Below are 22,005 nucleotides of genomic sequence, written 5' to 3' on the forward strand. Positions count from 1 at the left end.
TATCGGCCGCCGGCATGACCCGCCTCAGAAGACGCGTCCCAGGCGTGCGTCGACGGAATGGCGGTTGCCGCCACGGATCAGGAAGAAGAAGAAGACCGCCGCCCACAGGATCGATTTCTCCGCGCCCGAATAACCCTGGCTCATCGTGACCCAGTGGAACCAGACGGTGACCAGGAGCACGAAGGTCGCGGCAAGCGAGGCCGGCCTGGTCAGGAAGCCGATCGCGATCAGGATGCCGCCGAAGAATTCGGTACAGGAAAGAAGGAACGACCAGAAGGCGCCGGGATAGAAGCCCAGCCCCTCCACCATACCGGCGGCGCCGAAGGGATCGACGATCTTGCCCGCGCCATGGGTCACCAGCGCAAGGCCGGCCACGACACGCAGCAGCGTCTCGGCGAAATCATGAAGACCGGCATAGGTGCCGGCGAGGGCCGGGACGATCAGGCGCCCGCTCGGCGCGGCATGGGTGGCATCGCTCATCGTCTGTTCTCTCCTGTCGACGGGTCAATGTCGCCCCATCGTCGGAGATGCAAGTAACCGTCAAATCAACTGGTTTTGAGGGAATTGTTATCGGCCGGCGACGCCATCCTCATTGCCTATGTCTTTGTCCGGGATACTCTCATCCTGAGGAATCCCGCACCGTACACGACGAGCGGTCACGGGTTATCAGCGGCAACATATCCGTTTCGTCATCCACGGACGAGCGCACGCAGCGAAGCGGAGGGCGCACCGATCCGTGGATCCATGCCGTGACCGATCCGAAGGTCGCAGTCGGTCGAGGACGGGCTCCCCGATCCTCCGCCCAAGCCCGCACGCATTCTGCGCCGAAGCAGTCGTTCGCGATTTCACGGCACGGATTTTCGGGCGCCCACACTTCGCGTGGGCTCGGGCCCGAGAATGACGAAGACAGGTGGCCGAGGGCGCCATGATGTGGTGAGTTCGAAGACCTCGACCTTCGATGTTTTCAGCGTGTCATGCCGCCGAGATTACTGTTGTGCAATCCCATCAGCGCACCACATAAGGTTTCGAAAACAACTCGACTTGTTCTTAGCAATTTATTTCCGCTTTCCGGGCACGATCGACAACAGGGCAACCAATAGATCGTCAGGGCCGGGGGCTTGACTATGTATAGAGTGGCTTCGTGCCTGATCTATGAGCACGACTATTCCTTCGTGCTCGTCGCCCTTATCGTCTGCATAGCGGGATGCGCCATGACGGTGCAGCTCTTCGGGCGGGCGAAGCAGCTCTGCGGCGCGGATCACTGGATCGTCCTGGCGGGCGCCGCGGGCGGGATCGCCATCTGGACCACGCATTTTGTGGCGATGATCGGCTTCAATCCTCCGCTCGGCTATGCCTATGAGCCGGTGCTGACACTCGCCTCGCTGCTTCTGGCGATCGGGTTCACCACGGCAGGCCTCAAGGTGGCGACGAGTTCCACGATCGCCTTCGCGCCGGAAGCGGGCGGCGCGGTCGTCGGTGCCGGCATCGCGGCCATGCATTTCACGGGCATGGCCGGCCTGGCGGTCGCCGGGCGCGTGGATTGGAACGCCGGCCTCGCCGCCGCCTCGCTCCTTCTCGGCATGCTGTTCGCTGTCGCCGCCGTCAACCGCATGATGCGCGGCAGTCCCGCACTCGGCATCGCTTCGTTCGTCCTCGGCATATGCAGCATGCATTTCACGGCGATGGGCGCGGCGACCTTCATTCCGGATCCCTCCGTTGCGCTTTCGCCCATGACGTTCTCGAGCGAGGCGATCGCCATAAGCGTGGTCGCCCTCCTGTCGATCCTGACCGGGCTGGTGCTCTATGTCATCGATGCGCGCTCGCAGCGCGAGATGATGAACAGCCTGAAGCAGGCGGCGCTGCACGATCCGCTGACCGGCATGCCCAACCGCGCCTACCTCGCCGCGGAACTGCCCGTGATGCTGCGCAACAGCGCCCGGACCCGATCGAAGACCGCGGTCATCGTCATGGACCTCGACCGCTTCAAGGACATCAACGACGTCCATGGCCACAGGGCAGGCGACGCCTTGCTGACGGGCGTCGCCCAACAGCTGCGGCAGGCGGCCAGGCCGGGCGAATTCGTGGCCCGCGTCGGCGGCGACGAGTTCGTCGCCGTCAGGCAGGAAGTGGCGTCGGTGGAGGAGGCGCTCGATTTCGCCCGGCGGCTGGCGGCTGCAGCCTGCCTGCCCGTCGCCTTCGAGGGCCTGTCGCTGTCGGTGGGGTCGAGCATCGGCATCAGCCTCTGCCCCGACGATGCCGGACGCGAGGACGACCTGATCAGCACTGCCGATCTCGCAATGTACCGCGCCAAGAGGCAGGCCAGCCAGAAGATCTGCTTCTTCGACCGCGCGCTCGATGAGGCCGGCCGCAAGCAGAGCGCGCTGGCCATGGATCTGCGCCATGCCATCGCCCGCAACGAACTGGAACTTTACTACCAGCCGCAGATCGACGTCGAAAGCGGCGAGGTCGCCGGCTACGAGGCGCTGCTGCGCTGGAACCATCCTGTGCGCGGCATCGTCTCGCCCCTGGAATTCATCCCCATTGCCGAGGCGACCGGCCTCATCCTGCCGATCGGCGAGTGGGTTCTGCGCACCGCCTGCGCCGAAGTGGCGACCTGGGAGCGCCCTTGCCGGCTTTCGGTGAACATCGCGGCGGCGCAGCTCACGCAGACCGACCTGCCTGTCATCGTCCACGCGATCCTCCTGGAAACCGGCCTGCCGCCATCCCGCCTGGAGCTGGAGATCACCGAAGCGAGCATCATCGAAGACAGCCGGCACACGCTCCTGGTCGTAAGACGGCTCAAGGCGCTTGGTGTGAGCATCGCCATGGACGATTACGGCACCGGCTATTCTTCGCTCTCGACGCTGCAGCTTTTTCCCTTCGACAAGATCAAGATCGATCGTTCCTTCATCGAGGGGCTGACGACCAACCAGGCCTCGGCGGCAATCGTGCGGGCAACGATCCTGCTCGCCGAAAGCCTGCAGATCCCGGTGCTGGCCGAGGGGGTCGAGCGCGAGGAGCATTTCGATTTCCTGCGCGCCGAAGGATGCACGGAGGTGCAGGGTTTCCTGTTCGGCCGCCCGCAGCCGCTTGGCGAGATCGCCCCGCTCGTCGGGCGCCGCTCTGCAGCCGCTGGCGTCGCCGACGTGCTGCCGGCGCGGGCGGTGGCGCAGCGCCGATAAGGCGCTCAGCCGGCGGCGTCCCTCGCGACCGCGGCGATCCGCCGGTGGAGTGCCGTAGGCAGGCTCACGCCTTCCTGCCTGGCGCGATCGCGCGCCGCCACCTTGACCGGGCCGGGAATGTGGACCTGATAGTCCGCGGCGAGACGGGCCGTGTGCGCGGCCAGGCGTGTCTCGAAATCCGGCTCGATGAGCTTCGGGTCGAGCGCCAGCACGAAGAGGCCGGTGCCGGGCCCTTCCGAGCCGACGCCGAAGGGCGGCGCGTCGAGGGACCAGTTGGCGCCCGACAGGCCCGCCGCCAGCACTTCCACCATGAGGGCGATGTTGGCGCCGCGCGTGCCGCCGAAGGCGAGCAGCGCGCCCTTGACGGCCGCCGGGGCATCCGTCGTCGGCTGCCCCTCGGCGTCGATCGCCCAGCCCTCAGGGATCGGGCGGCCGGCATCGGCGGCGGCGCGGACATTGACGAAGGCCGTGGCGCTCGACGACTGGTCGACAAGCAGCGGTGCGGCCCCGGCGCGGGGTGCCGCGAAGGCAAGCGGATTCGTGCAGTAGACGGGCCTGGTCGCGCCTTGCGGCGCGACGATCGCCGGGCCGTTGGTGGCGGCGAAGGCGACGAGACCCTTTTCGGCCAATCGCCCTGCAAAGAAACCAAGCGCCCCGCATGTGAAGGCGTTCTTCTGTACGAAGGCGGCGAGGCCGAAGGAACGCGCCGCACCCACGAGGTCGTCGAAAACGCGGTCGAAGCCGAGATGGGCGATGCCGCCCCTGGCATCCGAAAAGACGATCGCCGGGGCCGGCCTGGTGATTGCGGGCTCGGCCTTGGCGTCGATGCGGCCGGCGGCCATGGCGTCGAGATAATCGAGGAAATGGGCGAAACCCACCGAGGGCTGGCCGTCGGCCTCGGCGGCCACGATCGACGTGGCGAGCGAGCGCGCGACATCGGAAGAGGCGCCGAGCGCGAGGCAGGCCTCTTCGCAGAGGACCAGTGCGGCGTCGAGGGTGAGGGTGGTGCGTTCTTCCATGTCTCGTCCTCCGTTGCGCCAATTTCCCGCGAAACGCGCGGGCTCGCTTTCGCCAGAACGACATGCTGCCTACAGCACGTCGCGTGAAGAAGGATTCTGTTCGGAGAAAAGCGGAAATGCTCTGGTGCATGATGTTTCGAGGATACGCTGCCCGGAAACAGTGCCGCCCCGTCTTCGTCATTCACGGCCGGGGCCCACGCGAAACGTAGGCGAGGCGACCGGGATTCCATGCCGTGAATGGCTCGTGGCTCCAAGCCCTTGAGCATTCTGCACCGGAGCAGTCGTCCGCGATGTCACGGCACGGATTCTCGGGTCACCTGCGGCTCGCTGCGCTCGCCTTCGGGCCCGAGAATGACGAAGGTGGAAGCTTGCTGCTCGGCGGCATGCGTGCCTCCCGGCCACGGCGATTGGTCGGATCGCCCTCCCCTCTTTCGTCATTCTCGGGCCGGAGCGCGTCGCGAAGCGGCGTGCGAAGTGACCCGAGAATCCATGCCGTGACCGAGCCGAAGGCCGCAGGTGGTCGAGGAAGAGGCCCCTATCCACCTGCCCAAGCCCGCTCTGCACCGAAGCAGTCGTCCGCGATCTCACGGCATGGATTCTCGGGTCACCTGCGGCTCGCTGCGCTCGCCTTCGGGCCCAAGAATGACGAAAGGTGGAAGTTTGCCTGCTCGGCGGCATGTGTGTCTCCCGACCACGGCGATTGGTCGGATCGCCCTTCCCTCTTTCGTCATTCTCGGGCCGAAGCACGCCGCGGAGCGGCGTGCGAAGTGACCCGAGAATCCATGCCGTGACCGAGGCGAAGGCGGTCGAGGAAGAGGCAAATCGCGCACGGCTGCTTCGGTGCAGAGCGGGCTTGGGCAGGTGGATAGGGGAGCCATCCTCTTCCTTGACCGTCTGCGGCCTTCGGATCGGTCACGGCATGGATCCACGGATCGGTGCGCCCTCCGCTTCGCTGCGTGCGCTTGTCCGTGGATGACGAAGCGGAGATGTTGCCGCTGATCACCCACGACCATCCTGTCATGTACCGTGGAAGGATTCACGCGACGCGCTTCAGGTTCTTGATTTGACACATGTCTCCCGAAACCGCCGCGCACTTTCGGGAGACATGCTTCAGGACCGGCAGCACCATGAGACGCTTCACCCGAGCCGGGCCGGGATCCGGGCTTCGAGTTTGCGGAAGAGGAAGACCAGGATGCCCGTTATGACCAGATAGACCAGCGCCAGGAGCAGCAGCGGCTCGTAGATGATGAAGGTGTCCTGCCTGACTCGCGAGGCGACGGCGTAGATGTCGACCACGGTGATGGTGGCGACGAGCGGGGTCGCCTTCAGTTGCAGCACGGTCTCGCCGGCGAGCGTCGGCAAGGCGCGGTGCAGCGCCTGGGGCAGCCAGATGCGGCGGAAGATCTTCCAGCGGCTCATGCCGAAGGCGCGGCCGGCCTCCAACTGGCCGCGCGGCACGCCGGCGAAGGCGCCGCGCATCACCTCGCCCTCGTAGCCGGCATAGGACAAAGTGAGCGCCAGCACCGCATAGGGCCATGCCTGGCGCAGATAGGGCCAGAGCTCGGACTGGCGGATCCACGGGAACTGCGGGAAGAGCGAGCCCAGCCCGTAATAGAGCAGCCAGAGCTGCAACAGCAGCGGCGTGCCCCGGATGACCGTGCAGAAGGCATTGGCTGGTGCCGCGAGCCACCACGGCCCGGTCGCCTGGGCGAAACCGAGCGGGATTGCGAGAGCGAGCCCGAGCGCGCAGGTGGCGGCGAGAAGCCATAGGGTGCGCCAGAGGCCGGCGAGCGCGAGGCCGTAATATTGCGGCAGCCAGTCCCAGCGCATGAAGATCGCCGCGGCGGCGACGCCCGCGGCGGCGATCGCGATCAGCACAATGCGATGCGGCTGCAGCCAGGCGGAGCCGCGCGCCAGGGACAGAGTGAGGCCGGTCTCCGCCATGGTCAGGCCCTTCCGACCGAGGGCGCGCCGCGCCGGGACCAACGCTCGATGCGGCCGATCACGACGTTCGACAGCAAGGTGATCAGGAGATAGAGCACGCCGGCCGCGACATAGAAGGTGAAATAGGCCTTGGTCGCGCCGGCCGCCTGCCTCGTTTCCTGGGTGAGTTCGTTGAAGCCGACCACGGCCAGCAGCGCGGTGTCCTTGGTGGCGATCAGCCAGAGATTGGCGAGGCCGGGAATGGCGAAGGGCAGCATGGCCGGCAAGGTGATGCGCCGCAGCAGGAGGCCCGGCGGCATGCCGAAGGCCCGCGCCGCCTCGATCTGGCCCTGCGGCACGGCAAGGATCGCGCCGCGCAGCACTTCGGTGGCATAGGCGCCCTGCACCACGCCGAGCACGGCAATGCCCGCAACCAGACCGTTGATGTCGATCGGGGCGCGGCCGAGCCCTGCCAGGACCTCGTTGACCAGCGCGGTGCCGGCAAAATAGAGCAGCAGGATCAGCACCAGTTCGGGCACGGCGCGAACGACCGTCGTGTAGACCTCCAGCAGGTCGCGCAGCACCGGCCCGCCATAGAGCTTGCCATAGGCGCCGGCCGTTCCGATGGTGAGGCCAAGCGCATAGGCGCCCACGGCGATCTGGACGGAGTTCATCAGCCCGCGCAGCAGCGCGCCGCCCCAGCCCGGCGGGGTCGGGGCAAGGAGTTCGAAAATGCCCGTCTGCGACAAGGGAAGAAGCAGAAATTCAGGCAGGGCCGTTCCTCGCCAAATCGGCGGCGTGCCGGCTTGTGCCGCCGGTCACGCCCGCCTCCTCAGATGAACTTCCGCCGGGCGGCCGCGCGCGGCCGCCCACCGCAAGCGGCGCCGTCATTCGCCGTAGATGTCGAAGTCGAAATATTTCTTTGTGATCTCGTCATATTTGCCGTTGGCGCGCAGGGCCGCGATGGCGGCGTTGATCTTCTCCTTGAGCTCGGTGTCCTCCTTGCGCAGGCCGACGCCGACGCCCGGGCCGAGGATTTCCAAATCTTCGGCTACCACGCCCTTGAGATCGCAGCACTGCTTGCCCTGATCGGTTTTCAGGAAGCCGTCGAGCGCGATGGCATCGGCCTGGACGGCATCGAGGCGGCCGGCGGCCAGGTCCTGGTTGGCCTCGTCCTGTGTCTGATATTCCTTGATCTCGGCGGCTTCCGTGAAGTGCTTCCTGGCATAGGCCGAATGGGTGGTGGAGACCTGGACGCCGAGCACCTTGCCTTTCAGGTCCTCCGGGGTGGCGCCGAAGGCGACGTCCTTCGGGCCGATGATGGCCGTCGGCGTGTTGTAATATTTGTCGGAGAAGTCGATCGTCTTCTTGCGCTCGTCGGTGATCGACATGGAATTGATGATGACATCGATCTTCCTGGAGGTGAGCGCCGGGATGATGCCGTCCCAGGCGACGAATTCAAGCGTGCATTCCAGCTTGGCCTCGGCGCAGAGCGCCTCGATGAAATCGATCTCCCAGCCCACCCATTTGCCGGACGCGTCGGGCGATTCGAAGGGCGGATAGGGCTCGGGCGCCATGCCCACCTTGATGGCTTCCGCGCTCGCACCGAACGCGCCGGCAAGGGAAATGACGGCCGCGGCCGCGGCGGCTTTCAGAAAGTTCCTCATAAGTCTCCTCCCACTCTTTCTTGCTTGTTGTCAGGCCACGTTGCGCAGGAATTGCCTGAGCCGTTCCGACTGAGGCGCGCCGAAGATCCTGTCAGGCGGCCCCTCCTCCTCGACCAGCCCGTTGCAGAGATAGACGACATGGGTCGCGACCTCGCGGGCGAACTTCATCTCATGGGTGACCAGGATCATGGTGCGCCCCTCGCGCGCCAGGTCGCCGATCACTTTCAGCACCTCGCCGACCAGTTCAGGGTCGAGCGCCGAGGTCGGCTCGTCGAACAGCATCACGCGCGGCTGGATGGCGAGCGCCCGGGCGATCGCGCCGCGCTGCTGCTGCCCGCCGGACAGGAAGGCCGGATAGACGTCGCGCTTCTCGGCGAGGCCGACGCGGGCGAGCAGCCGTTCGGCCTCGGCGACGGCCTTGTCGCGCGGCACGCCGAGCACATGCACAGGCACCTCGATCACATTGTCGATGAGCGTCATGTGGCTCCACAGATTGAAGCTCTGGAACACCATGCCGAGCCGCGAGCGGATGCGTTCGATCTGCCTGCGGTCGGCCGGCACGGTGTGGCCGTGGCTGTCGGCCTTCAGCCGGATCTCCTCGCCATTGACGCGGATAATGCCGCTGGTCGGGTTCTCCAGGCAGTTGATGCAGCGTAAGAGCGTCGACTTGCCCGATCCCGAGCCCCCGATGATGGCCACCACGTCGCCGTCGCGCGCCGAGAGCGACACGCCCTTCAGCACATGGAGCTGCCCGAACTTCTTGTGCAGGTTCTCGACATGGATGGCTTCGGCGGCCGCGTCGCGCGTGGGGATGGGCACTCGCGGGGCGCTCGAAACCGTCATGCGCGGCCTCGCCCTCGCTGCCGGTCCCTGCAGGATGTTCTGCGCATGAGGCCTCGTCTTGCCGCTGAGCCGGCGAACAGGATGGACCGGCCAGTCAGCCGCCGTCAACCTCGGTTTTGGCCCATTGCCGGTCTTGGGCCAACATGGGTAGACATACCGGGAGTAGAAGCTGGTGGAGGATTTGAGCTTGAGCAGCGAACCCGAATTCGGCGCGCAGTCCATGGCCGCGCCCTTGCGACGCGTGCTGATGCGTTCGGCCGCGAGCGCGATGCACGGCGCCGACCGGCAGCGATGGCACTACGGCCCGGGCTTCGATCCGGCAAACGCGGCGCGCCAGCATGCCGCGCTGGCCGAACTGGTCGCGGCGTCGGGCGCGCGGATCGAATGGCTGCCCGACGAAGATGACGGGCTGGCGGATTCGGTCTTCACCCACGATCCCTCGCTGATGACCGACCACGGCGCCGTCATCCTGTCCATGGGCAAGCGGCTCCGCCGGGACGAGCCCGGCCTGCACGAAGTGGCCTATCGACGCCTCGGCATCCCCGTGCTCGGCCGCATCGGCGGCGCCGGCCAGGTCGAGGGCGGCGACTGCGTGTGGGTGGACAAGACCACGCTGGCGGTGGGGCGCGGCGTGCGCACCAACCAGGACGGCATCCAGCAGCTCGCCAATCTGCTTTCACCGCGCGGCATCGCCGTCTACGGCTTCGATCTGCCCTTGTGGCATGGAGAAGAAGCCTGCCTGCATCTGATGTCGGTCATCAGCCCGCTGGCCGACGATCTTGCCCTGGTCCATGCGCCGCTGCTGCCGGTCGCCTTCTACCAGATGCTCGGAGCCCGCGGCATCCGGCTGGTCGAAGGCGATCCGGACGAGTTCGCGGCCTCCCACGGCCTCAGCCTCAACGTGCTGCCGACCTCGCCCCGCGACGTCATCGCGGTGGCCGGCTTTCCCAGGACGAAAGCGTCGATGGAGGCCGCAGGCTGCACGGTGCGGACCTTCGAGGCCGACGCGCTCTGCATCGCCTGCGAGGGCGGCCCGACCTGCCTGACGCGGCCGATCTTGCGGGGGTGAGCGGTCACCCTGCTGTGCCGCCTTCGCTTGCGAGCCTCACGCCGGCCTTGCGGGCCGCAGCGCCCAGACGCTTATCGCGGGTCCACAACTCGGCCCGGCCGTCAATCAGAGTTGATGCAAGGAGATGCGCGCCGGAATAGTCGATGCCCATGCTGCAGAGTTGATGCCGCTCGACCATTTCCATCACCTCCGCATGGGTGGCCACGGCGATCTCACGAAGAGCCTCCAGATACGCGAGAGTGGACGCTCGATTGCGCAGGCTTCCCAAAGCAAGTTCGCCGATGACGACCGGATGGCACAGCATCATGTCGTCAGCGAGGGTCCGCGACAATTCGGCGTCGGCGTGACGGAAGTGGTCGATCCAGATTCCCGTGTCGGCAAGCTTCACCGATCAGGCCGCCGGCGCGGTGCTGCCTCGGCATCGGTCATTGTTCCGCCCAAGGCGATGAGACGCCTGCCCGCTTCGACACGTACCAATGTCTCGAGCGCCTTGCGCACTACCGCGGCCGTCTCCTTCGTCCCGGTCAGCGCCTTTGCTTCTTCCAGGAGCCGGTCGTCCAGGTTGATCGTCGATCGCATAGCCGCCTCCTGTTCCTGCACCAAAACTGGCATCAACTGGTGCCAATCTCAATGCGCATATACCGTAGACTCAGGACAATCGGGTGAGTCAGCGCGTGACATATGTGGTGCGGGACCGCCAACCCCGGCAGTTTGAAGCACCGTGGGAGCGGCCTGCCGCGAAGCGGGCGCGCGTTGCCGTTTGCGTCATCCGGTCGTTCGCCACGGCCTTCGTTTCGCACGAAAATGACGCGAAATTCCGGCCCGGAGAACCCGTCCCGTCCTGTAAACAACTGGAGATTTACAGGACGGCCTGTTTTTCGGGCGCCACAGGACTCTTAGCCGGCTTGCACGTATCGGCCGGCCTCGCGGCCGAAGACAATCGATCCGCCGACAGTGCGGGCGCAGGTCTTCGAAGGTGAAACGATGCGTCAGAAAATCGGCTCTGCCACCGCCGGAGTCAAGGAGGGTCGCCAAGACGTGAAGGCCGAACGCGCGTGTCGCTCGTCTTCCACCAGGCCGGCCAGGTGGGTGGCAACGATGTCCGTGCTGCCGCCGCGCGGACAGATTGATCTATCGATCGGTCAAGCAGGCTTCGAGTGCTCAAAGAAGGATGATGATCACGACCTCCAGGAGCAGGAGGACGGCGCAGGCCGCGGCCGCGACCGCATAGCCCCGCCAATATTGCCTGAGGTCCTCGTCGCTGCGGAGGGATTCGGCTATGTAGGACGGAGCCAGGCCAAGGCAGACCGGCAGCGGCAACGAGACGCGCCGGGACGCGGAAGACGGCGCGTTTCCGAGGCCCGCATTCAGGTCGGACGAATCTTCGAAGAGCCCATGCGATCTGCCCCTGGTATCCATACGGCACCTTTCAAAGCGGGCACGCTATGCGCAGGGCTTTATATTACTCCTGGCTAATGGAATACACAATACTTTCGCCTATGGACATGCGGTCAGCGCGTTATTCTGGGAATGCGCACCCGATAGTCTGTCGCTTGTCTCAGGTGATGTGCGCTCCGCGCGTCGCCACGTAGCAGGCGTAAAGCGACTGGCTCGCAGCCATGAAGAGCCTGTTGCGTTTGGTGCCTCCGAAGCAGAGGTTGGCGCAGACTTCGGGAAGCCGGATCTGGCCGATCCGCTTGCCGTCAGGCGCGAAGATGTGCACGCCGTCATAGCCGTCGCCGACCCATCCGGCGACCACCCAGACATTTCCCTCCTCGTCGCAACGCAGGCCGTCGGCGGCGCCGGTCTTGCCGTCCATCTCCATGCTGACGAAAGTTCGCGGGTTCCTCAACCTGTCTCCATCGATGTCGAACATCCAGATGATGTCCTTCGCCTCCGGACAGTGCCTGTTGCCGGTGTCGGAAACCGCTTGCAGTCGTTCGAGAAACGGAGGCCGTTGGCCTTGAAGGGCTGGTCGGCGACCATCGCGGTCTTGCCGCCGGCGTCGATCCGATAGACCGCCTCCTCGCGAAGAGGCTGGGGGTTATTTGCGGCCTCCGGCAATCTGTTCCCCTCATAGGCTGCGAACCAGCCGCCGCCTGCGTCGCTGAACCAGATCGAGCCGTCGTTCGGATCACGTCATTCGGCGCATTGAACCCCTTGCCTCGAATGTGTCGGCAAGCACGGTGACCTGGCCGCCATGCTCATAACGAACGACCCTGCGGGCCTCGTGCTGGCAGGCACTCTGCCGGCCTTCATAGTCGAAAGTGTTGCCGTTCGCGTACTCCGACATAGAGCGGAATCGCCGGGAGACATGATAGTCTTCCTCCAGCCAGGGCAGGGTCTCGTTGCCGGGGATGTCGCTCCAGATCAGGCCGCCGCTCGTGGCTCAAAACATCAGATTACACGCATCGCTGCTACCGCACCCTCCCGCGAAGCGGGTTCGTGCATGCTGAAGGGTTTCGTACGCTTGACGGCATCCGAAACCCTTCAGCATGTCGGTCGTTCGCGGCCGCTTCTTCCGTGCTTTTACGCGGACGTCGCCGACAGCGACGCCGCAAGCGGATTAGCCTCTCCCCCTCGACCTGCACGCTGGAGTCGTACAAACGAGAGCTTAGACGATCCCCGTGTGGCGACAGGAGAGGTGTCGTCGACTGCAGCGGCCAGAGCCCGTCAGGGCACGCTACTCGAGCCGAATGCCTTCATTTCGGTCAGCACCTCGTTCGCGGCCTTGAACGCGTCGAGGCCTGCGGGGATGCCGCAATAGACCGTCGCGTGCAGCAGCACCTCCTTAATCTCCTCGACCGTGACGCCGTTGTTGATCGCGCCTCGGACATGGAGCTTGATCTCGGCCGCGCGGTTCAGCGCGGTGAGCATGGCAAGGTTCAGCATGCTGCGGGTCTTGAGGTCGAGCGCGTCGCGCCCCCAGGCGTAGCCCCAGCACCATTCTGTGGTGATGTGCTGGAAGGCCATCATGAAGTCGTTGGCCGAGTTCACCGACCGGTCGACATATTCGTGGCCGAGTACCTGACGGCGCAGGGCGAGCCCTTCGGCAAACAGGTTCCCGATCGTCTTATCCTGCGTCGTCATAAGTGGCCTCTTGTTCTTTGACATACAAAATTACAATATGGCGAAGTTCGGATTCGCCGAGTTTACCGTCGTCGCACGGCTTCGGCAGAACGGACAAACACTGGTTGAACCGTCGACGGGAGTGCAGCGATGGCACTGACGACAAGCGCCAACGAAGACATGTCGATGCGGGTGCAGACCCTGCCTGGCTTGCGCGAGCAGGTGGCAGATCGGCTTCGCATGGCCATAGCGACCGGAAAGTTTCCGCCCGGCACCCGCCTCATCGAACGCGAACTCTGCGAGATGATGGGCGTGTCTCGCACATCGCTGCGGGAGGCGCTGCGCGAGCTCCAGGCCGACGGCCTGATCACGCTCCAGCCCAACAAGGGCTTGAGCGTCAGCGTCGTGACCGAGGGGACCGCGCGCTCGATATACGAGGTGCGCGCGATGCTCGAAGGACTCGCGGCTCGGCTGTTCGCGCGCAATGCGACCAGGGAACAGATGGCCGACCTTCGCCGCAGCGTCGACCGTCTCGCCGAGGTTTATGACAACTTCTCCTCCGAGGCCTTCATCGCGGCCAAGACGAGGTTCTACGATATCCTGCTGGAGGGTGCCGGCAATCCCGTGGCCGCCGAGATGCTGCGTCGCATCCACACGCGGGTCTCGCAATTGCGCGTGGTTTCGCTCTCCAGTTCGGAACGCGCCCAGCAATCCATTCGGGAGCTGCGGGAGTTCCTCGATGCTCTTGAGAGGCGGGATGAAGAGCGGGCATGGCAGGTCTGCGTCGCCCATGTCGAGGCGGCGGCCAAGGCGGCGCTGAAGACGATCGGTGCCGCGAAGCCGTGAGGCAGTCGATGGGGATGGCGCGGTCGACATGCTCGCCTACATCGACTTGACGGTGATGCCGCCGTCGGCGTGTAGCACCTCGCCGGTGATGAAACTGGCGTCGGGTCCGATCAGAAAGGCGATCGCAGCGGCGATCTCGGCCTCTTCGCCGAGGCGGCCGAGCGGTGTCTGCGCCCGGCGCTTGGCGTAACCCGCTTCGTCGACGATCGCACGGGCGCCGGGCGTCGGCACCGCTCCGGGCGCGACCGCGTTGACGCGCACCCCTTTTGGGCCGAGCTCCACCGCGAGCTGCCGGGTCAGCGCCACGATCGCTCCCTTCACCGCCGTGTAGGACGAGGTATTCGACGTGCCGAGATCAGCAACCGGCGAGGCGAGATTGACGACGGAGGCGGGCCTGTCGCCGCGGTGCGCAAGCAGCGCCTGCACCCCCCAAATGGCTCCCTTGATGCCGACCGCGAACATGCGGTCCAGCACCTCCTCCTCCACACCTTCCACGGGCCCGTAGCGGATGAAGATCGCGTCGTTGACGATGCCCGTCAGCGGCCCGAAGGCGTGCGACAGGGATGCGGCCGCGTCGAACACCGCCTTGCGGTCGGACGCGTCGGCGACGATAGCCAGCGCCTTGCCCCCGGCGGCCTTGATCGCCTCGGTGGTATCGTTGGCGAGATCCGCGGCGATGTCGAACACGCCCACCGCCGCGCCCCTGGCGGCGAGCAGGCGCGCGGTCGCGCCGCCGATGCCGCGGCCCGCCCCCGTGACCAGGACCACCTGACCCGTCAGATCTTCGGACATGGTTTCTCCTCCCTCGCCGTCATCAGGACTGCGCGGGACCCGGCACGCCGCCGTAAAGCCCCCAGAGTTGCGTGGCGAGCGTGCCCGAATCGACCGGAAGCTCGATGCCGGTGATCGCGCCGGCATCTTCTGACAGGAGGAAGGCGATCGCGTTCGCCACCTGCTCCGGTTTCACCAGGCGGCCGAGCGCTGTCTGGCGGATCATCGTGTCGGGGTTGCGGTCGCCGCGGGCGTAGCTCGCTTCGACCGCAGGAGTACGCGTCGGACCCGGGCAGACGCAGTTGACGCGCACGCCGCGACGGCCCCAGGCGACCGCGAAGTTGCGCGACATGTTGACGATCGCCGCCTTGGTGGGGCCGTAGGCCTGTAGCGGGCTGGAATTGAAGGCGGTGATCGAGCCGACCGTGACAATCGAGCCCTCACCGCGCTCGAGCATGCCGGCGCCGAAGGCGGTGAGCGTGCGGAACGTGCCGGTCAGGTTGACGCGCAGAATCGCGTCCCACTCCGCCTCGTCCTGCTGCTCGGGCGTATGCGGATTCTCCAGATGGGCGGCGACGGCGGCAAGCGCCGAGCACGGTCCGACCTCCTCCTCCACCCAGCGCGCCGCGTCGTCGATCGAGCCCGTGTCGGCGAGGTCGATCTCGCGGGCCACCGCGCCGTGGCGCGCCGCCACTTGTCGGGCGAGGCCCATGTTGCGGTCGAGCACGACGACCTTCCGGCCGTCGCGCCTCAAGCGGGCGACACAGGCTTCGCCGATGCCGCCGGCGCCGCCCGTGACGGCCGCGACGCGTTCCTGGGAGGATGCGGCCATGGTCAGAGCGCCTCGTAGAGAGCTTCGATGATGCGGCGGGCTCGCGGACCGTTGTCGCCGCGCGCATGCATCTTGTTGCAGCAGTAGGAGAAGCCGATCTTCGCGTCGGGATCGCCCATGCCGATGGAGCCGCCGAAGCCGTGATGGCCGAAAGCGCGCATGTTCGGACCCATCCACACGGAGACCGGGGTATTGAGAAGGACGCCGCGCGCCTGGTGATAGGGCCGCTCCTGCATCCTTTCGGTCTGGTTGTGCTGCTCGGTGAGCATGTCTTCGACGGTCCCGGCAGACATGAGCCGGACGCCGTCCAGTTCGCCACCGCGTGCGAAGGCGGAATAGATGCGCGCGACCGCCCGCGGATTGCCGTGGCTGGAGGCACTCGTGATCTCGGCGCGGCGCCATGCGGTGGAGTTGAGCGTGACCGGCAAAGGCTCGTTGGGAAACTGGGTGAAGCCCTTGGCCACCAGCGTGTCCGGCTCGCTGTCGCGCTTGGCAAGCAGCGTTCCCTCGACCGTCGGCACGAGCGTTGCGCAGCGGGCGAGATCGGCGTCCGAGAGATTGCCGTACTGGTAGTCGGCGCCGAGGGGTCCGGTGACCTCGTCCCTGATGAATTGGGGGAAGCGCTTTCCCGTTACCCGCCGCACGATCTCGCCGAGCAGGTTGCCCTGGGTGTGAATGTGATAAGCGGCGACCGTGCCTGGCTGCCAGAGCGGGGCCTGCTTCTCGAGCGCCGCCACGATCGCGTCGCAGTCGAACACTGCACCCTTCCAAAGCGGGTCGAGCACCACCGGTAGACCGGCGGTGTGGTCGAGAACGTGGCGCACCAGCACGCCTTCCTTGCCGTTCTGGGCAAATTCGGGCCAGTAATGCGCCACCGGCTTGTCGGGATCGACCAGGCCGCGGTCGATCAGGATGTTGAACGCCATGCCGGCAATGCCCTTGGCCACCGACATCATGCAGACGATCGTGTCCTTTTCCCAAGGCTTCGAGATGTCGGCGTCGCGGTAGCCGCCCCACAGGTCTACGACCTTGTCCCCATCGACGTAGACGGTGGTGGCGGCGCCGATCTCTTCCTCGACGGCGAAATTCTCCGCGAAGGCGTTCGCGACCCTGGCGAAGGCCTCGTCATAGGTCCCGTGCAGGGGGAACTCGTGTCCACCCGCGGATACCGTCTTGTCGAGTTGCATGTTTCCTCCCTGGGTCTCAGATCGAAGCGGATATCAGTTTGTATGACAGTATGTCAACACTACAGTCGACTTAAGCCGGCTCGAGATCGAGCCGGACGATGTCCGGGAAACCCGGGATCAGTTCCGGCCAGCGCTCGCGCACCTGCGGATCGTGCCCCGCGATCAGGAGGGTCTCGTCGCCGCCGGCCAGTTCCTCGCAGCGGATGTAGCCGTCGAGCATCTCGCCTACATGATGGACGAGCGGGAAGGGCGCGCGGCGGATCCTGTTTTCGTTGAAATGGAAAGCGTCGGAGGCGAGAACCAGAGGCCCGCGTTCCGTCGCCACCCGCACGACCTGGAGTCCGCCGGTGTGCCCGCCGACTCGGTGAAGCGTGATGCCCGGGAATATCTCCGAATCGCCGTCATGGAAGCGGACGCGCCCGGAGTGGACGAGCCCGACTGCGTCGAGAACATCCTGCACGTTGAAGGGTACCCGCAGGCAGGCGTGACACATCGGCCGCCCGGTCGCATAGCGCATCTCCTCGTCCTGGAGATGGAAGGTGGCGGCGGGAAAGGCGTCCAGCGACCCGGCATGATCGTAGTGGAGGTGGGTGAGGACCACGTCCCGCACGGTCGCGCTGTCGACCCCAGCGCGCGCGAGCAGCGCCGCGGGGGTGTGGATCAGTTCGCGGCCCCGCTCCCGGGCGGCCTCCTCGCCGAATCCGGTGTCCACCACAACCAGGCGACCGAGTCCCCGGATGACCCAGACGTAGTAATCGAGCGGCATCGGCCCGTGATGGAGGTCCATGCCCGGCATGAAGTTCTCGTGTCTCGGGCGGTCGGGCGCGGTCCGCGCATATCGTAGCGCCAGCACCTCGTAGGTCGGTTTCATAGGCTCCTCCCTGTCTTCAGCATTCGAGCTTGAATTATCATACCGTCATGTTGTATGACAGCCTGCCATTGTGGCAAAGCCGCCGCAACGGTCATATCATCTCTGCGCCGATGCGCAGTTCGATCCGCGGGAGGATTCCGATGAAGTTTGCACGCCTTCGGGCGCCAGTCGCCGCATTCTGCGCCTTCGGCGCCAGCGCCGCCTTTGCGGAGGACTATCCAGAAATGTCGCTCCGCTATTCCTCCAACATCCCGGAGGTGGTGAACACGTCGAAGATAGACACCTACTTCTCCTCCGAGATCGAGAAGCGCAGCGGCGGCAAGATCAAGATCCAGCATTTCTGGGCCAACACGCTGGGCGGTGAGGCTGAAATGGTCGATCTCGTCGGCTCCGGTGCGGTGGACCTCGGCCTGATCGTGACCGGCAACCAGTTTTCGCGCATGCCGTTCACCGCCGTCACCAACGCCCTGCCCTTCACCTACACCAACGGACCGAAGCTGAACCGGCTGACCGCCGACATCTTCACCACCAACGCAACGATCAAGGCGGAACTCGACGCAGCGAACCTGCTTCCGCTGCTCTACCGCTACCTGCCCGATTACCGCATCTACTGTACCAAGCCGATCAAGGAGATGGCCGACCTGCAGAACACCAAGATCCGTTCCTACGGCTCCTTCGTGCCGGTGATGTTCGAATCGATCGGAGCGATCCCGGTCAACATCCCGCCGGTCGACATGATCCAGGCGATGCAGTCGGGCGCGATGAACTGCACCTACATGTTCAATTCGGCGGTGAAGGCATTCAAGATCGACCAGGTCGCGAAATTCGGCACCGACCTTTCCTTCGGCGTCATCAGCGCCCACACGCTCTTCATCTCGAAGACCAAGTGGGAGGGTTGGCCGCAAAACGTGCGCAAGTTGTTTGACGAAGTCGCCGCCGACGCGGAGAAGTTCGGCAACGAGCTGATCGCCGCCGACGAGGCCAAGGCCGTGGAAGGCCTGAAGGAAGCGGGCATGGAGGTCATACACTTCGAGGAGCCGGACGCGCTCAAGGCCAAGGTGCCGGACATGCTTGATGTTTGGGCCAGGAAGATGGACGAGATGGGCAAGGGCGCGGAGGCGAAGGAACTCGCCGACTACATCCGCGCCAACCGCTGATCCGATCCTTCTCCGCGCCGGCTGCCAATTGCCGGCGCGACAACGCTTCCGGTGACACATGGCTCTGCTCTTCCGGCTTGACCGTCTCCTCCGGCAGGTTTCCTATCTCGGCTTCCTCGCCGCCTCGTCCCTGCTTCTCGTCGTCGGACTGATGGGCGCGGCGGACGTGATCTCGACGAACCTCCTTTTCAAGCCGATCCCGGGAATGGTCGAACTGTCCGGCGCGCTGCTGGCGGTAATCGTGTTCCTCGGCCTCGCGGAAGCGCAGGCCCGCGGTTCTAACATCATCATCGACGTGGCGACCCAGAACATGGGGCCGCGCATGAAGCGGTTCTCGAGCATCGTCTCCCTGACGATCGCGGGCGTGGTCATGGCGCTGATCGCCTGGCAGACCACGCGGCTCGCGATCAATTCCTGGAACATCCGGGAGGTCGCTCTCGGCGCGCAGGCCTTTCCGGTCGCGCCGTTCAAGAGCGTGGCGGCCTTTGGGGCCTGGCTCGCCACCGCCGAGTTCGCGCGGCAGATCCTGCGGCTGATAGAGGGGCGGGAAGGGACGGCCGAGCCAGGAGATGGCCGCGATGCTTGATCCGCTGACCATCGGCTTCGTCGCCATCGCCGCCATGCTGGCGCTGTCGCTGATCGGCGTGCCGGTCGGCATCGCCATGGCCGCCGTCGCCGTCGTGGGGCTATGGACCGCCGGCGGCTCAGCCTTCGCGCTCAATACGTTGACCAACCTGCCCTTCGCGATGGCATCGGACTACAGCTTCGTCGTCATTCCGATGTTCGTGCTTATGGGAGCCATCGCGTCCGCCTCGGGCATCACTCAGGAACTGTTCTCCTTCTCCAACCTGGTGTTGCGCTCAACGCGCGGCGCGCTCTACCAGGCGACGATCCTGGCCTCGGCCGGTTTCGCTGCGATTTCCGGTTCGACGCTCGTCAACGCGGCCCTCTTCACCCGCATCGCGCTGACCGAAATGCTGAAGCTCGGCTACGATCGCGCCTTCTCCGCCGGCTGTATCGCGGCCGCCGGCACGATCGCAGCTCTCATCCCGCCCTCGATCAGCTTCGTCATCTACGGCCTGCTGACGGGGGAATCGGTGGCCGAGCTGTTGATCGCGGGCGTGGTGCCGGGCGTCCTTACCGCCGCCGCCTACATGATCGGCACCGGCGTTCTAGTGCGTGTCAAGACCGACCTTGCACCGCCCCCGCAGCCGAGCGCCAAGTTCTCCGAGATCGGCCGTAGTGCATTTGGCCTGTGGGCGACCTTCCTGCTCGCTGGGCTCGTCATTGGCGGCATCTATCTTGGCTTCACGACCCCGTCGGGAGCCGGAGCACTCGGCGCCATCGGCGCGCTTACAATCGCGCTGGCGCGGCGTCGCCTCTCGCGCGCCGACCTAGCCAACTGCCTGCGCTCCGCCGCCGGCGTGACAGCCGCGCTGTTCATCGTCATCATCGGCGGGCTGATGTTCACCCGGTTCTTCCTCGTGGCGGGCACGGTCACCTCCGCCACCGAACTGCTCCAGTCCTTCCAACTCTCGCCGATCGTGTTCATGCTGCTGCTTGTGGCAGTGTTCGTCGTGCTGGGCATGTTCATGGATCCTCTTGCAATGCAGGTGATGACGCTGCCCTTCGTCTATCCGATGGTCACCGCGCTCGGATATGATGGCGTCTGGTTCGGCGTGATCATGGTCAAGCTGGTGGAGCTCGCCGTTCTCAGCCCGCCCGTCGGAATGAACCTCTTCGCCGTCATCGGGGCCTCGGAAGGCAAGGTGAAGCTGCCGGAGATCTATCGCGGCATCGCTCCCTTCATCGTGATCGAGCTGATCGTGCTGGCGCTGCTCATCGCCATCCCGGACCTCTCGCTCTGGCTACCGCGCCAGATGTTCAACTGACCTACAAGGACCAACGCATGAACAGCACGACACGCCTTGGTTTCATCGGACTGGGAGCCATGGGTAAACCGATGACCGCCCGGCTCGTCGCGGCGGGGTTCACGCTTTCGGTCCACGATGCCGACGCAGCCCGCACTGCCAGCGTCGCGAAGACGCTCGGCGCTCGCGCCGGGACTTCCCCCAAGGACGCGGCAGCGGCGTCCGACATCCTCATCACCATGCTGCCCTCCAGCGCCGTCGTCACGGCGGTGCTGGAAGGACCGGACGGCGCGCTCGCCGGCCTAGCCGCCGGTACCCTCATCGTCGAGATGTCGAGCGGCGTGCCTGACGTCACCCGCGCCCTCTCCGAGAAAATCGCCGGCCAGGGCGTCGCAATGATCGACGCACCCGTGTCGGGCGGCGTGTCGCGGGCCACTAACGGCGAGCTCGCGATCATGGCTGGCGGCAACGCCGGCGCGATCGACCGCGCCGAGCCGGTGCTGAAGGCGATGGGAAGTTCGATCATCCGCACCGGTCCGATCGGCAGCGCGCACGCGATGAAGGCGCTGAACAACCTCGTCAGCGCCGGCTGCTTCCTGATCGGCATCGAGGCACTGTTGATCGGCCAGCGCTTCGGCCTCGACCCGGCGCTGATGGTCGACGTTCTCAACGTTTCGACTGGGATGAACAACGCGACCCAGAAGAAGTTCAAGCAGTTCGTGCTGTCGCGGAAGTTCGACGCCGGCTTCGGCCTCGACCTGATGGTCAAGGATCTCGGCATCGCGCTCGGCGTCGCCACCGCCACCTCAACGCCGGCTCCTTTCGCTGGGCTGTGCAAGGACATCTGGGCGGCTGCGCAGAAATACCTCGGTCCCGGACAGGACCACACCGCGGTGGCGAAGTTCAGCGAACTCGTCGCCGGCTCGACACTGGGCGGCGACGACGCGGACGGGAAATGAACCCGGCGCCGCTCTCGGGGCAGACAGCCGCTGTCTTCGGCGGTTCGTCCGGCATCGGTCTCGCCACAGCCGAGGCGGCCCGCGCGCTCGGCGCAGAAGTGACGATCGCATCGAGGACCGAGGCAAGGCTGCGCGAGGCCGCGGCCCGGATCGGCGAGGCCGAGACCGCCGCACTTGACATCCGCGACGCGGAAGCCGTCAGGCGCTTTTTCGACCAGCGCGATCCTTTCAACCATGTCGTCGTGTCGGCGGCTGAACTCGGGGTCGGTCCGTTGAGGAAGCGCAGTCTTGCGGAGGAGCGGGCGGCATTTGACAGCAAGTTCTGGGGCGCGGTGAACGTCGCGCATGCGGCGCGCATCCGCCCGGAGGGTAGCCTCACCCTCGTCTCCGGGATGATCGGCGTGCGGCCCACCGGCGGTGCCACCGTGCTCAGCGCCATCAACGCCGCGATCGACGCGCTGTCGAAGGCGCTGGCGACCGAGATGGCACCGGTCAGGGTCAACTGCGTTTCCCCCGGACGCATCGAAACGCCTTGGTGGGACTTCCTGCCTGCGGCTGAGCGCCAAGCGCTGTTCGACCGCACCGCCTCGGGCCTGCCCCTGAAACGGATCGGTCGCCCCGAGGAGATCGCGGCACAGATCGTCCACCTGATGCAGAACGGCTTCATGACCGGCGCCGTAGTGCTGGTGGACGGCGGCGGCAGCGTGGCGTAGCTGGCGTCCGAGGCCCCGAACGTCCA

The 22,005-nt window shown here is 65.8% G+C and carries 24 protein-coding genes; 8 read left to right on the forward strand and 16 right to left on the reverse strand.

Annotated elements, in window-relative coordinates:
- Window positions 1–24 precede the first annotated feature (24 nt).
- Window positions 25–480, reverse strand: coding sequence for a DoxX family protein (locus tag JN280_RS05040; RefSeq protein WP_202310427.1), 456 nt, complete (start codon window positions 478–480; stop codon window positions 25–27).
- A gap of 644 nt (window positions 481–1,124) precedes the next feature.
- Between JN280_RS05040 and JN280_RS05045 the strand changes: the two genes are divergently transcribed.
- The gene (locus tag JN280_RS05045; RefSeq protein WP_202310429.1) at window positions 1,125–3,182 is read left to right on the forward strand and encodes a putative bifunctional diguanylate cyclase/phosphodiesterase; all 2,058 of its coding nucleotides are present in this window, start codon (window positions 1,125–1,127) and stop codon (window positions 3,180–3,182) included.
- A 5-nt stretch (window positions 3,183–3,187) separates the two neighbouring features.
- Here the strand turns inward: JN280_RS05045 and JN280_RS05050 are convergent, their stop codons facing one another.
- The 5 genes from JN280_RS05050 to JN280_RS05070 all read right to left on the reverse strand — a co-directional run bounded on the left by JN280_RS05050 (window position 3,188) and on the right by JN280_RS05070 (window position 8,634).
- Entirely contained in the window at window positions 3,188–4,201 is a 1,014-nt protein-coding gene (locus JN280_RS05050; RefSeq protein ID WP_202310431.1) for an Ldh family oxidoreductase, read from the reverse strand.
- Window positions 4,202–5,338: 1,137 nt separating this feature from the next.
- The gene (locus JN280_RS05055; protein WP_202310433.1) at window positions 5,339–6,145 is read right to left on the reverse strand and encodes an ABC transporter permease; all 807 of its coding nucleotides are present in this window, start codon (window positions 6,143–6,145) and stop codon (window positions 5,339–5,341) included.
- 2 nt (window positions 6,146–6,147) lie between these two features.
- Window positions 6,148–6,873, reverse strand: a complete 726-nt coding sequence (locus JN280_RS05060) for an ABC transporter permease (protein WP_202310435.1) — start codon at window positions 6,871–6,873, stop codon at window positions 6,148–6,150.
- A gap of 138 nt (window positions 6,874–7,011) precedes the next feature.
- Window positions 7,012–7,791 (reverse strand): transporter substrate-binding domain-containing protein, encoded by a 780-nt coding sequence (locus tag JN280_RS05065; RefSeq protein WP_202310437.1) that lies wholly within the window; start codon window positions 7,789–7,791, stop codon window positions 7,012–7,014.
- A gap of 30 nt (window positions 7,792–7,821) precedes the next feature.
- Complete coding sequence (locus JN280_RS05070) at window positions 7,822–8,634, reverse strand: ABC transporter ATP-binding protein (protein WP_202310439.1); 813 nt, start codon at window positions 8,632–8,634, stop codon at window positions 7,822–7,824.
- A 220-nt stretch (window positions 8,635–8,854) separates the two neighbouring features.
- Between JN280_RS05070 and JN280_RS05075 the strand changes: the two genes are divergently transcribed.
- A complete protein-coding gene (locus tag JN280_RS05075; RefSeq protein WP_202314554.1) occupies window positions 8,855–9,703 on the forward strand; it encodes a dimethylarginine dimethylaminohydrolase family protein in 849 nt (282 codons plus the stop codon).
- A gap of 4 nt (window positions 9,704–9,707) precedes the next feature.
- On the opposite strand, the gene JN280_RS05080 is transcribed toward JN280_RS05075, so the two are convergent.
- From JN280_RS05080 to JN280_RS05100, 6 genes are all read right to left on the reverse strand, one after another.
- Complete coding sequence (locus JN280_RS05080; RefSeq protein ID WP_202310441.1) at window positions 9,708–10,091, reverse strand: type II toxin-antitoxin system VapC family toxin; 384 nt, start codon at window positions 10,089–10,091, stop codon at window positions 9,708–9,710.
- Window positions 10,088–10,282, reverse strand: a complete 195-nt coding sequence (locus JN280_RS05085; protein WP_202310443.1) for a type II toxin-antitoxin system VapB family antitoxin — start codon at window positions 10,280–10,282, stop codon at window positions 10,088–10,090. The genes JN280_RS05080 and JN280_RS05085 overlap by 4 nt, the downstream gene beginning before the upstream one ends.
- Before the next feature lie 582 nt (window positions 10,283–10,864).
- A complete protein-coding gene (locus tag JN280_RS05090) occupies window positions 10,865–11,122 on the reverse strand; it encodes a hypothetical protein (protein ID WP_202310445.1) in 258 nt (85 codons plus the stop codon).
- Window positions 11,123–11,261: 139 nt separating this feature from the next.
- Window positions 11,262–11,579: an SMP-30/gluconolactonase/LRE family protein gene (locus JN280_RS40230; protein ID WP_446720812.1), complete on the reverse strand. Its 318-nt coding sequence runs from the start codon at window positions 11,577–11,579 to the stop codon at window positions 11,262–11,264.
- Window positions 11,580–11,837: 258 nt separating this feature from the next.
- Window positions 11,838–11,996: a hypothetical protein gene (locus JN280_RS40235; protein ID WP_446720813.1), complete on the reverse strand. Its 159-nt coding sequence runs from the start codon at window positions 11,994–11,996 to the stop codon at window positions 11,838–11,840.
- Window positions 11,997–12,376: 380 nt separating this feature from the next.
- On the reverse strand, window positions 12,377–12,793 hold the full coding sequence (locus JN280_RS05100) for a carboxymuconolactone decarboxylase family protein (RefSeq protein WP_202310447.1): 417 nt from the start codon (window positions 12,791–12,793) through the stop codon (window positions 12,377–12,379).
- A gap of 129 nt (window positions 12,794–12,922) precedes the next feature.
- Between JN280_RS05100 and JN280_RS05105 the strand changes: the two genes are divergently transcribed.
- A complete protein-coding gene (locus JN280_RS05105) occupies window positions 12,923–13,618 on the forward strand; it encodes a GntR family transcriptional regulator (RefSeq protein WP_202310448.1) in 696 nt (231 codons plus the stop codon).
- Between the two features lie 36 nt (window positions 13,619–13,654).
- Here the strand turns inward: JN280_RS05105 and JN280_RS05110 are convergent, their stop codons facing one another.
- The 4 genes from JN280_RS05110 to JN280_RS05125 all read right to left on the reverse strand — a co-directional run bounded on the left by JN280_RS05110 (window position 13,655) and on the right by JN280_RS05125 (window position 17,279).
- Window positions 13,655–14,410: an SDR family NAD(P)-dependent oxidoreductase gene (locus JN280_RS05110; RefSeq protein ID WP_202310450.1), complete on the reverse strand. Its 756-nt coding sequence runs from the start codon at window positions 14,408–14,410 to the stop codon at window positions 13,655–13,657.
- A gap of 22 nt (window positions 14,411–14,432) precedes the next feature.
- The gene (locus tag JN280_RS05115; RefSeq protein ID WP_202310452.1) at window positions 14,433–15,221 is read right to left on the reverse strand and encodes an SDR family NAD(P)-dependent oxidoreductase; all 789 of its coding nucleotides are present in this window, start codon (window positions 15,219–15,221) and stop codon (window positions 14,433–14,435) included.
- Between the two features lie 2 nt (window positions 15,222–15,223).
- Window positions 15,224–16,408 (reverse strand): serine hydrolase domain-containing protein, encoded by a 1,185-nt coding sequence (locus tag JN280_RS05120; RefSeq protein ID WP_202310454.1) that lies wholly within the window; start codon window positions 16,406–16,408, stop codon window positions 15,224–15,226.
- A 70-nt stretch (window positions 16,409–16,478) separates the two neighbouring features.
- A complete protein-coding gene (locus tag JN280_RS05125) occupies window positions 16,479–17,279 on the reverse strand; it encodes an N-acyl homoserine lactonase family protein (protein ID WP_202310456.1) in 801 nt (266 codons plus the stop codon).
- A gap of 140 nt (window positions 17,280–17,419) precedes the next feature.
- Between JN280_RS05125 and dctP the strand changes: the two genes are divergently transcribed.
- Genes dctP through JN280_RS05150 form a run of 5 tightly spaced genes read left to right on the forward strand, consistent with a single transcriptional unit; the run spans window position 17,420 to window position 21,979 of the window.
- Complete coding sequence (gene dctP / locus JN280_RS05130; protein ID WP_202310458.1) at window positions 17,420–18,436, forward strand: TRAP transporter substrate-binding protein DctP; 1,017 nt, start codon at window positions 17,420–17,422, stop codon at window positions 18,434–18,436.
- A gap of 58 nt (window positions 18,437–18,494) precedes the next feature.
- Entirely contained in the window at window positions 18,495–19,022 is a 528-nt protein-coding gene (locus JN280_RS05135) for a TRAP transporter small permease subunit (protein ID WP_202310460.1), read from the forward strand.
- On the forward strand, window positions 19,015–20,328 hold the full coding sequence (locus JN280_RS05140) for a TRAP transporter large permease (RefSeq protein WP_202310462.1): 1,314 nt from the start codon (window positions 19,015–19,017) through the stop codon (window positions 20,326–20,328). The genes JN280_RS05135 and JN280_RS05140 overlap by 8 nt, the downstream gene beginning before the upstream one ends.
- 17 nt (window positions 20,329–20,345) lie before the next feature.
- The gene (locus JN280_RS05145) at window positions 20,346–21,266 is read left to right on the forward strand and encodes an NAD(P)-dependent oxidoreductase (RefSeq protein ID WP_202310464.1); all 921 of its coding nucleotides are present in this window, start codon (window positions 20,346–20,348) and stop codon (window positions 21,264–21,266) included.
- The gene (locus tag JN280_RS05150) at window positions 21,263–21,979 is read left to right on the forward strand and encodes an SDR family oxidoreductase (RefSeq protein WP_202310466.1); all 717 of its coding nucleotides are present in this window, start codon (window positions 21,263–21,265) and stop codon (window positions 21,977–21,979) included. Before JN280_RS05145 ends, JN280_RS05150 begins: the two co-directional genes overlap by 4 nt.
- The last annotated feature ends 26 nt before the right edge of the window (window positions 21,980–22,005 follow it).

The sequence above is a fragment of the Mesorhizobium sp. L-8-10 genome (assembly GCF_016756635.1).
Taxonomy (GTDB): Bacteria; Pseudomonadota; Alphaproteobacteria; order Rhizobiales; family Rhizobiaceae.